At 51.1% G+C, this 14401-nt stretch carries 6 protein-coding genes; all 6 read right to left on the bottom strand.

Translation table 11 applies throughout. The features are described 5' to 3' along the window. Positions 1-10: 10 nt before the first annotated feature. Complete coding sequence (locus L6472_RS00510; protein ID WP_237806201.1) at positions 11-3031, bottom strand: hypothetical protein; 3021 nt, start codon at positions 3029-3031, stop codon at positions 11-13. A 69-nt stretch (positions 3032-3100) separates the two neighbouring features. Beyond that, a complete protein-coding gene (locus L6472_RS00505; protein ID WP_237806198.1) occupies positions 3101-3832 on the bottom strand; it encodes a SusF/SusE family outer membrane protein in 732 nt (243 codons plus the stop codon). Positions 3833-3847: 15 nt separating this feature from the next. After that, positions 3848-6100, bottom strand: a complete 2253-nt coding sequence (locus L6472_RS00500; protein ID WP_237806196.1) for a glycoside hydrolase family 31 protein — start codon at positions 6098-6100, stop codon at positions 3848-3850. Between the two features lie 205 nt (positions 6101-6305). After that, positions 6306-7910, bottom strand: coding sequence for a DUF6377 domain-containing protein (locus L6472_RS00495; protein ID WP_237806194.1), 1605 nt, complete (start codon positions 7908-7910; stop codon positions 6306-6308). 432 nt (positions 7911-8342) lie between these two features. After that, positions 8343-11354 (bottom strand): efflux RND transporter permease subunit, encoded by a 3012-nt coding sequence (locus tag L6472_RS00490; RefSeq protein WP_237806192.1) that lies wholly within the window; start codon positions 11352-11354, stop codon positions 8343-8345. Then, positions 11351-14392: an efflux RND transporter permease subunit gene (locus tag L6472_RS00485; protein WP_237806190.1), complete on the bottom strand. Its 3042-nt coding sequence runs from the start codon at positions 14390-14392 to the stop codon at positions 11351-11353. The genes L6472_RS00490 and L6472_RS00485 overlap by 4 nt, the downstream gene beginning before the upstream one ends. Positions 14393-14401: the final 9 nt, after the last annotated feature.

Below are 14401 nucleotides of genomic sequence, written 5' to 3'. Positions count from 1 at the left end.
TACTATTAAATTATTTCTTCATAATCTTTTTCACGCTGCCATCAGCCATACGTACGATATTGATACCGCGCTGCAGCTGCATCTGACGAGCACCCGAGATAGAGTAAACCACCTGGATGGTGCTGTTCTTTGAAACAACAGAGGTCTCAATGCCAGAAGCAGATGGATCGTTGCTGTAGGTGCCATCGACAGTCTCATAGACCACTGCATGAGTAGCATCGAAGACAGGATGATTATCGGATCCCAGTGTCTGGAAGAAGACAGGTGTTTCAGCACCCTTGTTCAACAGGAAGCAGAGCTTACCGTTCTGCACATCGTCGGCAGTAACCTGGTTAACCTGGCTGCCTTCTACCTCGTAGCAGTTCACCAACTTCACGTTGTTACCATTGTAACGAACAAATGAGCGCTCGCCATCAATCGCTTCTGGATTAACAAAACCAGAGTTCCAGCAGTTCACAACCTCTGCAACATCACCCAGCCATCCAGAGATAGCACCACACTCACGCTGACCAGTGATCGTACCGGTGTTATAGCAGTTGATGATGCGTACATAAGCCTCGCTGAGGTCGTTCACACCAAGAATACCAGCAGCGTTTGCACCATCGGGACCTACATTGACACTTGCCTCGTTACCACAGTTTTCGATGGTCAGCGTGCCATTGCCACATGCAGTACCCACGATACCAGCAGAGTAGCCTGTTGACCAGATCTCACAGCTCTCGTCAACAACGATATTCTTAATCGTTGCACCGCTGGCCAAAGCAAACAGACCCTTATTGCCTGTCTGAGCGTCAATATACATGTTAGAGATTTTATGACCGTGACCGTCGAAGGTTCCAGCGAATGGACGCTTCACATCGCGAGTGATTGGGTTCTGCTGTTCGTCAAGTTCGCCAGTCAACTCATTGGTGCGAATACCGATACCCTGGAAATCCTCGATGTCCTTCATGTCGATATCCTCTACAACATCAACAATCACCTTACCATCAATCTCACCGCTGTTGATAGCGTTGGCCAGAGCCTCCAGCTGTTCAGCATTGCGAATGATGCGGGCACCACAAACGGTGCAGATGTCATTTTCATAGTTGTGCTCATCGCGTGTCACACCAGTCTCAGTGTTTGAATAGGTAACACCGGGCTTCAAAGTGCCATCGCAAGATTCTGAACCAGAAGCATAAACCATCTTGTGGCTGGCGAAAGGCACAGGATAAGCATCGGTACCCAGATCCTGACGCCATGCGTCGATACCATCGGCTGCGTTCAGCAGATAGCAAAGCTCGCCAGTAGCCAGCAGATCTTGGCTGATGATCTCAACAGAGTTGTCAGAAACAGAAACGATATTGTCTGTGTAATAACAGTTCATCTTGGTCTTCACATGGCGTGCAATAACGGTAGAACCGTTGGCCAGCGTCAGCTCACTTGGAGCCACATAACAGTTCTTGATGATGGTCTCTACCTCACCATGAGCATAACCAATGATGGCAGCACTACCCTCGCAGCCTTCGGCCTGCATTGAACCGATGAAGGCACAGTTGCTGAAGACAGGATTCTCATGGGCCACAGCACAAATACCACCATGAGTAGCATCGCCAATATAGCTACAAGTCATGTCAACATCAACCACGACGTTCTCGAAAGTCGATGTACCACGGGTAACGAACATCAAACCGCCAGCAAAGCGACCTGATGTTTCGATAGCACCCTTAACCATCAGGTTCTTGATGGTTGAGTTATCAACGACCTTGAACAGGCCCACGCCATCGTAACTGGCAGAATAGTCGATGGTAATGGTATGGCCAGCACCATCAAAGACGCCATTGAATGCACGAGCAGGATCTTCCTCTTCTGACGAGAAAGCATCGCCACCAATCATCACATCGTTCATCGTATATTCAGTGAAGTCGATGTCGGCGCCCAGACGTGCATTTACCTTCTTATTACCAGCATTAACAAGAGCAGCAAACCAGTTCAGATCCTTAGCTGTCTCCAGCAAATAGAAACCGTCTTCAGTAAGCTCCTTGTAGTTCTTGTCCACAGCATCGCATTTCGAACAGATACCATCAACAAAAGTGTGAGGATCACGGTTTGACTCATTCGTGTTAGAGAACGAGAAATTTTCTTCGTCTTTAGGCGTACCATCACAGTACAGATCACCGATGGCATAAACAGTTCCGTGAGACGCGAATGGATAAGGATGCGGATCCTTATCGATGGTCTGGAACCAGATTGGGGCATCACTCTGATTGCCATTCAGCTGGTAGCAGACAGCACCACACTCCATGTCATAACTATCATCGCTGATCTTAGTACCCTGGTTACCAGAGACGTCATAATTGTTCAGGCCTTTACCACGAGTGTTACGCCACAGAGAGTAGTTCCCGTCTTGGCCTATCACATAACCAGCATTATAGCTGTTCTCAACTCTACTACCGTTGTCACCAACCCATCCGCAGAAAGCGGCAGCCTCTCTGGCTGCAACAATGCCTGCAGTGTTGAAACAGTTCAGAATCACGATACCACACTGTGAGCCCATGCTCACACCGCATATACCAGCTGCATTCTGCTCAATAGCAGTGACGTTGGCTTCGTTACCGCAACGCTCGAAGGTAGCTGTGCCACCACCATTGGTACCACCAGCGATACCTCCAACAAAGGCCTTACCCTTAATCTTACAAGACTTGGCAATGACCACATCGTGGATATAAGCGCCACCACCAATCACACCAAACAATCCTACGTACTCTTGATCTTCTAATTCGAGAATCAGGTTCTTGATGCTGTGCTCCTGACCGTTGAATTCGCCGGTAAACTTACTATTGGTCGAGCCAATGGGCGTGAATGTCACATCGGTCATGTCGATATCGGCTGTCAAAGCACCCGAAATCGAACCATTGCCACTGGCAACCATGTTTGAGAATGAAACCAGATCCTGGGCTGTGCCAATCTGGTAAACGCCATCTACTTGCTCAAGAGCAAAAGCTACTGAGCTTACAATCCAACAAAGGAATGCGAAAAGTAAACCTCTCTTCATAATCATTGTTTTTAGTTATTCGAAATATAATATTATTACTTAATATATTGTTTACGATTGAAATCAGGACTACTTAATCAACTCTGCCTTGACAGTTTCGTTGAACAGGTCAATCTTGATGCGGTAGCGTCCGGGCTTGGAAATCTTCCATTTCGTATCGTCACCACCCGTGCGGAACTGACCTTCGGTCAAGATGTCGGCATCGGCCTTATAGGGATGGATTCCCTTGGGCGACCAGCGGTCCTGGCCCTGGAACTTAAATTTCTCGGGCTCCTCTATGCCGGGGTGACTCTTCAACTCGCCTTCCCACGTCCACACGTATGGGTTATTGATATCTTGCTTCATCAGCAGCATCTTGCCTTCGCTTTTCCAGCCAACCTCGGTGGCACCGCCGGCAATGAACAGTTCGCCCCAGGGGTAGAAGATCTCGCCCTGCAACTTCATGTCCTTCGTATTGACCGTGAAGCGATAGTGATCTTCAGTGATGACCACCTGCCAGCCTGCTTTGCTGGCATCGGTGGTCTCCTGATATGACAAGCCACGATTCACGATATTGGCATCGGTGAGCAGAGGCAACAGATAAGTGGTGTTCTTGCCTGCCTTCTTGGTGGTCATGACGCGAACCTCGCCCTCAGACAGTTTGCCGGCATACTTAAAACTGCCGTCACCGCCCTTCACCAGTTTCTGCACGCCACCGGGCACTGCACTACCTGTGATCCATAAGTCCTGATACTTCTGAGCGGCAGCTGTGCTAACACCCATCATCAGACATCCTACTATATATATCAAAAACTTCTTCATAGTTGCGTTTCTCCTTTACTTTTCCAGGTTTACATTGATCTTCTTGTCGCAAGCAGTAGCGGGCACAAACACGGTTACCACACGACGATTCTCATCATAGTTCCAGGTGCCATTATCCTGCTTCTTGCCATTCACGGTAACTGCTGTAGGACAGTCGGTGCTCAGGAACTCTACCGTATAGGCACGCTTGGCGGGCATGCCAGGGAACGAGCCCTTGCGGGGATGGATGGTCAGACTATTGTCCTTATGACTCATCTTCACCCAACTGTAGGCACTTTCCTTATAGCCCTCGGTGTCGCCCTCGTCTTCATAGAGAGCGCTCTCGCCATCGGCACCGGGCACCACCTTCACAATCAGACGGTCTGGGCGGGTGTTAAGGTTCATCATTGGAGGATTGTTGACAATCACTGCACCTGCACGATAGAAATAAGGTATCTCAGGCTGTGAGTAGCTATCCACAAAGACACGGTTGCCTTCAACCACCTTGTTGCGGCATACGTCAAACCACTTGCCTTCGGGCAACCAGGTGCGGCGTTCGGCCTTGCCATTCTTTCCAGAAGGTGTCACAACGGGAGCCACCAGGATATCGTCGCCAAACATATACTCATCTTCGAAAAGATAGGCATTGTTGGCTTCGGGAGAATCATAGTAGAGAGGACGGCACATGCTGACGCCCGTGTCATAGGCCTGACGGGCTGCCGTGTAGATGTAAGGCATCAGTGCATAGCGCAACTTCACCGTCTCGAGCAGCAAGGGGAAGTTCTCATACTTCCAGATGCGGCGCTCAATGCCTTCCCAGTTGGTGGCATGTGTGCGGAATATGGGGGTGAACACGCCATACTGCATCCAGCGCAGATAGATCTCAGGATCGTTGGCGCCGGTCTGCTGGTGTCCGCCCAGGTCGTGTCCCCAGTAGCCAAAGCCCACATTTGAGGCTGTCGCGGTGAAATAGGGCTGCCATGCCAGTGTGCCATAGGTCGTGAACGAGTCGCCCGAGAAGCCGATGGGATAGCGATGGCTGCCCAGTCCACCCCAGCGGTGGAAGATCAGAGGGCGGTGGTTAGGACGGTTCAGACGCATGTCGTTGTAGAACACGTGGTTGCACCAGAAGGTCTCGCTCAGTCCATCGACATACTTGCTGGTCAGGTTCTGCTGCCAGTCGAGCCACCAGAAATCGACGCCCTGGTTCTCGCGTGCACGTATGATACTATTGAACATGTGATGGTAGAACTTAGGATCGCTCAGATTCCAGGGCACCACCTTAGTAGCGGCATCCATGCCCATCGAATCGCGAAGCTGCTCGAACATATCTTCATCGGAGTCAACACCATCTGCGGGGTGCAGGTTGAGCGACACCTTCAGACCGTTGTCGTGCATGAACTTGATCAGGCCCTCGGGATCGGGAATAGCCGTACGGTCCCATGTCCAACCAGTCCAGCCCTCGGTATGCCAATCCATGTCGAAGATCATCACGTCCATAGGAATCTGATTCTTCTTCACATCGTTCACAATCTCCATAAACTCTTCGCTGGTATAGCGCTGGTACTTACTGTACCAGTAGCCCAACACATAAAGGGGAGGCATGGGCTGACGACCAGCAATCTTGATATAGTCGCCCAGCGCCTTCTTGTACTGATGGCCATAGCCCAGGAAGTACCAGTCGATGGCCTCCTTATCGACGGGCTGTGCCACCCACTCAATGCCGTCCTGACTCTTGTCGAAGGCAAAAGTGGTGGAGCCATCGCCACGACGGGTGCGGGGCGACTCGTCGATGATGCTCCAGCCTGCCCGAGAGAGCAATCCGTTTTCCATCTCCTGTCGCTTGTTGTCGCCAATCTGTCCGTCGAGCGTACGTGTAGTACCTTTCAGGTTCAACTTGTCGTCCTTGCCTGGATACCATGTCACCTGACGACCGTTCAGTTTGAACTGGATGGTGAGCACCTGGTCATTGGGGCGATTGTCTATCCTTCCACCCATCTTGTAGCGCAGCGTCAGCGCATCGGTGGTGATATACAAATAGCCGTCACGTACCTCTTTAGTATAACGAGGCACTGGCAGACGACGATTGACCACGGCAAAGGTAGCGCGGTCTTCAAACTGCTGTTTTCTACTGTACTGAATACGAATCAATTCGGGAGTAAGCACGGTGAAACGTGCCTCGCCGGCATTAACAATTGCATCGGCGTTTGCCAGAGGGTTCATGCTGTCGGCAGCCATTGCAGGGAGCAGACCAACCAAGAGCAGAATTGCGGTGAAAATCTTTCTCATAATCTAGTGAAACACTTTGGTTCTTAGTTTGTGCAAAGTTCGGCATTTTCCCGCGTATATGGATATAAAATAAGAAATGTATAATAGGTTTTTGATTAATACAAAATATAAGCGCCTGTAAAACAGATGCTTATATTTTTGCCAACAACCGTTTTGTATTACTGTTATATAACGAATATTGGGTTATATTTGGACTAAAAAGGGGTTAAATTTGCATGATGAGGCTCTCAAATTGGTCTCCTTTGTAACGCGAACGGTTCCTGATACGCGTCTTATAGGTGTTCACAGTATGGACAGAAAAGTTCAGGAACTTGGCTATGCTTTCACTGTCACTGACGCCCAAACGTACCAAAGCATAGATACGCATTTCGGTGGTGAGCGAATTTTCCTTCTCTGGTTCCTTCCGGTCTTCCTCGTCAAACAGTTCGTTATAGCGAACCACATAGTCGGGGAACAACGACAAGAACGTGTGATCGAAGGCTTCAAACATATTATCACGCTCGCTGTTCAATGTTGACAGCCTCACCATCATACGCAAATCCTCATACTGCTTAGCCACCAATTTGCGGTCGATGCTCTTGAACAGTTTCTCCAACTTGGTGATATACTCGGCATTGGTGTAGAACGAACGACCTATATAGGCGTTCTTGATCTTACCATCTTCCTGCAGATGGCTGTTGGCCACTTGCAGCTGTTCCAGATTCTCTGCGATGGTCTGTCGAGCCTCTTTCAACTTCTGGTTGTTCTTGCGAATGACCACATAGGCGCCTACCATGATAAACAGCAGCACAAAGAACAGCACCGATGCTGCTATCAACCAGTTGCGCTGACTGCTCAGGGCATCATAGCGGTCCTGCTCAATGATAGGCAGAATGTCGTTGATCTCGACCTTTCTCAAACGAGTATTGAAGAAGTTCACCTCTTCCAGTGCCTGATGCACATAGATGCTGGCACGCTCGTAGTCACCTCTTTTATATATAAAGCGAGCCAGATGATAAAGTGCCGTAATCTCTCGCGTGGCCGACTCATTGTCTGCTATGGCCGAACGGGCAAACAACTGGATGGCCTTATCCTCGTCGTTCAGGTTGAAATAGGCCCAAGCCAATTCAGCAGAAGTGGTAGCCTCCATGCGCAAGTCGCCTTCACACATGCTCAGCACCCTCAGCAACGACTTCTCGGCCTTGGCATATTGGCCCGTACGCATCTGCAGCATACCTGTGTAGGCCCACCACTCTACCGTTCCGACTGGATGCAGCGCGATGATAGAGTCGTTGTATGAATTACAACGGGTGATGTATTTGGTGTAGTAGGGTTCTTCATGGATATAGTCGGCCATGTTGCGCCACAGGTTGCAGTTCAAATCGTAGTATGCCTCCAACTGATTGGCGGGTATAGAGGCCCTGTCAATGGTCTTCATCAAGCCTTCGGCCTCTGTCAGGATGCCAGCAGTTATCAACGTGAAGATGACCGCCTGCTTAGCCTCCAGTATTTTTTCTGCATTATTCATGCGCTGGGCTTCCTGATAGCACAGTTCTGCATAATGATGTGCCGAATCATAGCTAAACACCTTATACTCCAAATAGATGGAATACAACTGTTCGTAATATCGTCCTTCGCGCTTAGATGCTGGCAGAGCGCTTTTCAACTCTTTCACGCGCGTCAGTTTGTGCTGCTGAATCTGGTCATAGCGAGCCAAACTGGCGTCGAGCTTATCGAGCCAAGCCTCTGTTTCTTCGGAATATTCTGCACTTACGGTTTGTGGAAGAGCGAATAATAGTAAGATTAAGCAATAGACGTAATTATTCTTCATTTTTAGTTAGGGTCAAGCGTATTATCTCGATTCGAAAGCAAAGGTAGGTAAAAAAGACTTATGACACAATTTTATTTAATAAAATTAACAAAAAAAGAGATTTGCTCTCCTCGATAGCAATGTTTATCGCCGTGGTTATTAGCAGAACAAATGGTTGGCGAATCGGATTCTCTCGTCATCGACCTGACTACACATCGCTTTAGCTTAAGTTTGGGCCTTTCATTGTTGACCTTTTGAGGCACAGAATCCGCACTTTAAAGCCATGATACTTAAGGTTTTGAATATGGTCCAGGGGCTGGAATGAGCATTTCCAGCCCCTGGAACAGGCCATTCCAAGGGCTGGCTGAGGCGTTTCCAGGGGCTAGAATCACACGTTGCAAGGGCTGGAATCGACTCAAACGCGTAAGTATTGCAGCATGAAAGTGGCACTCTTCAGCGATGAAACCGCCACTTTTTGCCGATGAAACCGCCCTTTTTCAACGTTCGCTCCGATTTCAAGAACACGGGCATGGCAAACACCAGTGCCACCAAAGAGAAGAGCAACCCACAGATGGACCCCATAGCAAAAGAATACCAGAAGTGGTTCTCGTCCTGATCGAAGATGAAAGGCACGAGTCCCAATACCGTAGAGAGAATCGTGAGCAGAATAGGAATGATCTTGTGATGATAGGCACGCAGATAGTGTCGGCCGTTATTGTTATATTCATTCATCAGATAGATGCCGGCATTCACCGTCAGGCCAGAGAGCAGCACCAAGGCGGCAAAGCCTCCAAGCCCGAACTCTATGCCGCCGAAGTGATAGACGAGGAAGGCACCTATCATCGAGATGGGAATCAGCAGAATGATGACCAGGGCCTTGTAGAGGCTTTCAAAGACGATGCTGCAGATGAAGAAGATGATAATGGCCACCAGGCCGAGCAACAGGTATTGCTGATTTTTTTCTTCGTCGAACCTGTATTCATTCTGCAGGCAACGGAAGCCGACAGGCATCATCGCATTGAGTTCGTCGGTATATTGGCGAATGACGCGATACGTGTAGTTGTAAGAGCCCAGCACATTGAAGGCCAGCGTGATGACATACTCCTGGTTTTCGCGCTTAATGCTCTTCTTGGCTTCTCGCTGCGAGATGTTCATGAAGTCGGGCAGGCGCACCTCGCGGTCGTTCAGTCTCAGAAACGAGTTTTCCATCTGCCATTGGTCGAAACGGCTATATTGATGCGGACGCAACACGATATCTGCATGCCCTTTCCTTCCGACATAGGACTCTGAGAGGATGCTGGCCATCTGACCATAGACCTCGTTGACATTCACGCCATAGGCTGTCAGCTTCTCGCGGTCGTAATCCATGTATAGTTCTTGCTCCTGCTCTTCCTCGCCGACATTTCTGATGACGAGGTCCACGACACGCGGGTTCTCCTTCATCTTTTTCTGCATCAGCTCTGCATAGTGGTATAGCTGATCATAATCATAGCCTGCTATCACGATTTGCTGCGAGCGATACTGCAGATTGAGCGAATTGCTGAAGCCACGCTGACTCACACCATGGGTGGCCCAGTCTGCACCACCGATAGAGACCAGCTTGCCAATGGTCTTGTTTTCCAGTTTATAGGGGAAACTGGTCTTCTGTGCCTCCGCCGTAAACTCTACCATGATCTGAGCACCGCCATCATGAACGTAGGTTTCAAAATGCCTGATCTCTTTGAACTTCGAGAGGAAAGCCTCAACATCGAGCACCTTTTCGTTCAGCTGTGCCGCCGTGCCGCCTACGGGCATCCTGCCGCTAATGTAGAGCTTCAGCTCGGGTTCTTTCCGTTCATAATGGTTGCTGGCCACCGTGTCTAAAAACAGGCTGAGCGTCCAACCGAAGAGTCCGAAGAAGGCCAGCATCACAGGCCACCTGTAGATTCGATGCTGTGCGATGCCCATATACCGCCGATAGAAACGGTTCCACAAGAGCATCAACCGAAGGTTTCGAGGTTTTCCCGTTTTACGGCACGAGTAGTTCATCTGCGTCACCATGGCCGGCACAAACAGTGCCGACACCAACAGCGCCACGGCCAGATTCACAATGATCATCCACGAGAAATCGTAGAGCGAATCTCTCATCGAGTCGGGCAACCAAAAGACAATGATCAGGGAGCCTATCGTGGTGAGCATCGCTGCCATAATCCCCGTGAAAGCTCGATGGTCACGATGATAGCTGTAATGATCGACCATCACGATCGTGGAGTCAATGATCAGTCCGAGCGAGATGGTGACACCCGCCATGGAGAAGGGTTCCAGACGCATGTCGAACAGAGCATAGCATATCACGGCCATCAACAGATTGGCCGTCAGCGATACGGTCACGATAAACAGGTATTTCCAATCGCGCTTGCACAAGAACACGAACAACAACAGGATGAGCAACGAAATGGCGCTACGTCTGATCAGCACTTGGAAATCGGCGAATCGCTCTTTCGCACGGTCGGTATCGCAGGTGTAAAACAGCTCATGCCCGTTAATCTCACCGGAACTGTCAATGATGCTCTTGGCTTCTTTCGCAACGGTATTAATATTGGCGCCCTCTTCGGCATAGACACTCAGATAGACCGTGTTCATGCCGTTGACGCGATAGAAATAGTGCGGCACCTTCTCCTTAAACGAGCAGGTGGCCAGATTGTTCAGATAGATGATCTTGTCGGCTACGGTCGCCACCGGTATCGACTCGAAGTCGATCTTGTCGCCATCCACCCTCAGAAAGAGCGTGATACGCGACTGCTGCCCGTCGGCATCATGCCTGTATGCATCGCCCACAACTGTTTCTCTGCCGAGATACGACCTGATGGCGTCTGCCAGATCTCCGGCCGTGATGCCATAGTTCGACAGCAGGTCGGCATCATAGGCCACCTCCATCTCTAAGTCCGTGCCGCCACTCACATCAACAGTCCTCACGCCGGCAACCCGCATCAGAGAGGGTTTCACCTGGCGTTCCACGAGTTGGCGTATCTCCCTGTCGGGCATGTCGGCATTGATATGATAGGTCAGGATGGGCCGGTCGTCGTCGCCCGAAGAGCGGGTGACGACATCACCTCCCTCAAGCTGCGGATAGCTGACACCCTGCGGCAGCTTGTCTCGCAGTTGTCTGAGCAGCGAGGCCACCTCGAATTTCACGCTCGACACAGAGGCTTCGGGCTTCAGCCTGATCTCCACCCTCCCATGACCGAAATTAGATTCTGAGCTGACACTGGCCACACCGTTGACCATCCCCACGACACCTTCTATCCTGGAGGTGACCTCCTGTTCCAGCACCTTGGCCGATGCGCCATTCCACCCGTAGGAAACCGTCAGCGTGCGCCCTTGCCGAGGACGAGGCTGGTCGCTGACATCCAGTCGTGGGATGAGTGCTGCACCCACAATCATGAGCACACACATGGCAAGAAGGATGGAGAAAGCGTGCTTCATTTCTTCTTTCGGTCTTTAAGATGATAGATGACGTAGTATTCCAGTGGAACGATGAACAGGCTCACCAGTGTTCCCACGACCATTCCCACGGTCAGCGTCAGCGACAACGGAAACTGCAAGGCTGACCCCATGTCGCCACGATGCAGGAATGGCACCAAGGCCAGAATCGTGGTGAGCGAGGTCATCACGATGGGTTTCAGTCGGCGATGGCCTGCCTCTACGACGGCATGGAGCAAGGTGTGGCCTGAGCGATAGAGGCGGTTCATCGTGTCAACCTTCAAAATGGAGTCGTTGATCACGATACCGCTCATCACCACCAGTCCTGTCATTGACATGATGTTGAGCGACTCGCCACAGGCAAACAGCACCAGCATCACCACGCTCACATCAAGAACAATCTCGGAGATAATGATAAAGGGCTGCAACAAACTCTCAAACTGGGCGGCCATGATGAAAAAGAGCAGCAGCAACGACACCAGCAGCACCACCGTCAGCTCGCCAATCATCTGGCGCGACTCGAAATAGTTGCCGCGATAGTTGACGGCCACCTTGCTGTCCTTGTCGCGACTGATGCCATTGCAATGATCCATCACCTGTCTCACCGTTTGATCGTCGGCATGATCAATATGGACAGGATAATACTCACCGTCAAGACTGGCATGCAGCCGCTTGTAGTTCTCCACTCTTCTCTCCTTGACAAGATAAGCTATCGGCACCTCCACCTGCTCACTGTTCGTGATGGTCGATTGCATCACCACGTCTGCCAGTCTGCCGTCTTGTCCCACCACGATGGGCACCATCTGTGTGCCGATAGAGATCTCGTGCACCTTGTTGCCACCCAACAGTTGGCGCAGTCGTCCATACAGTTGCTGATAGCTGACGTGATAGAATGCCAGCTGCTCCAGGTCAGCCACATACTGCAAGTTTTCTTCCACGGCCACCGGCTGTATGCCGACATCGGGGAACGTGCGGTGCAGGTCCACGGTCATCTCGCGCGCCAAAGCCACTGAAGGTCTGCCGCCCTCTGCATGCTGCAGCCTGATCTCCAGGTCGGGTCTGTCGGTCTGGAAGATAGCATCATACACATTGCCAGCCACCTTATATTCCACCTTTGCCTTCGGGTAGTGCTTGGCCAGATATTGACTCATGGCCGTCTGTGCCGAGTCGAGCGACACCTTGCTGGCTGTCTTGACATAGACAATGGCTTCACTGCCCGTGATATCCTCGGTATGCGACAGCACAAACTCCTGCGTGCCCGTCATGGCTGTCGCTGTCAGCACACTTTGCCGGACAACCGCAAGCACCTCTCCCGTACGTCTGGCATTTTCTTGTCCTGATATGCCTGCATTCCAATCAATCACCATCAGGGCATCGCTATGGTCAACAGATGGCATGCGTTCTTTTTTCATGAAGGGGAAGAGCGCCACGATCAACATCACTGCAAGGACGAAGAACGACAGGCACAACTTGCCGTGCCTCATGGTCCACTGACTCGCAGGCACATACCACCTCATGAGCAGTCGCTCACCAGGTGTCACTCTGCTCATGCCACGAAGTCCTTTTCTCAGGTAAAGCTGATGGAAATAGACTGGAATCACCAATGCTGCCACCAGCAGCGAGGCCATCAGCGCTATGGTCACGCCCATGGCCTGGTCGTAGAAGAGTGCACCCGCCGTGCCGTTCAGGAAAATCAGTGGGATGAACACCGAACAGGTGGTCAGCACCGAGCTCAGCATGGGCACGAACACCTCGCCCGTGCCCTTGACGGCATCCTTCCGCTGCATGATATTGTCAATCACGATGATGGCATTGTCCACCATCATACCGACACCGAGGATCAATCCCGACAGTGAGATAATGTTGATCGTGATGCCAAACAGATAGAAACAAAACAGAGTCAGTATCAGTGACAACGGGATGGAGATCATGATCAGCAGCGGCGTGCGCCATCCACCATTGAACACAAAGAGAATCAGACAGGCGAGCAGCGCACCCAACACGAAGTTCCACTCCAGATTGTTGATGGAGTAAGAGAGCAGTTCGGTCTGGTCACGGTTCACCTCGAGGTTGATCGCTGGATAGTCCTTCCTCAGGTGCATCATGAGTTCTTCCACATGGGCCTTCAGCACGTTCATCTGTGCATCGTTCTGCTTGATGACTGCCAGTGTCACGGCATCCTTTCCGTTGCTTCTCACGATACCGTTTCGCACGGCGGCCTGCTCCTTCACCTGACAGATATCTTTCAACCGGACCATACGTTGGCCATGCCTCACATACAGGTTCTCAATATCTTCCTTGGTCAGTATCTGAGCATCGAAGTGAACATTGTAGCGATAGATGCCATTGACCACGCTCAGGGCTCCCAGCGTGATGTTGTTGTCACGGATGGTGCGCTCGATGTCTTCTACGCCCATGCCCATGGCCCCAAGTTTCTCCATGTCGGGCACACACTGTAGCTCGACACCCACGGTGCCACTGAAATCCACCATCGCCACCTCGGGTATCTGTTCGAAGCGTTTCAGGATGACATTTCTCACCAGTTTTGACAGCTGTGCCAGCTTTTGCTCTGACGCCTCATCCGCCTCATCGTTTCCGCCCCGGTCATCAGCCATCGTGATATCTACATAGAAGGCAGGTATATCCAGTACGCTGGCCTTGATGATTTTCGGGCGACTCACCTGACGGTCGAATCCGTTCATGGCCCGGTCCACCTTCTCGTTCACGTCGATGAACAGCAGATCCATATCGGCACCAGGTTCAAACGACAGGGTGATGGTGCCTACGTCCATGCGCGACACGCTCTCGATGTCTTTCAGGCCAGCCACCTGCGCCAGCTGTTGGCGCATAGGGCCCACCAGCTGCTGCTCAATCTCCGTCACCGAAGCGCCCGGGTTGGCCATCTGCACCGTGATGCGCGGTATGTCTATCTGCGGCATCATCGAAACAGGAATATGGCGTAGTGCCACGATGCCCACCACCATGACCGCCACTACAATCATGCTCACAGCAATAGGCCGGTTTATCAGTTTTCTCAGCATATCAAGTGC

It is taken from the genome of Prevotella sp. E13-17, assembly GCF_022024035.1.
Classification (GTDB): domain Bacteria; phylum Bacteroidota; class Bacteroidia; order Bacteroidales; family Bacteroidaceae; genus Prevotella.
Note: the sequence above shows the minus strand (reverse complement) of the source record. Positions and strands in the feature narration are given on the sequence as shown.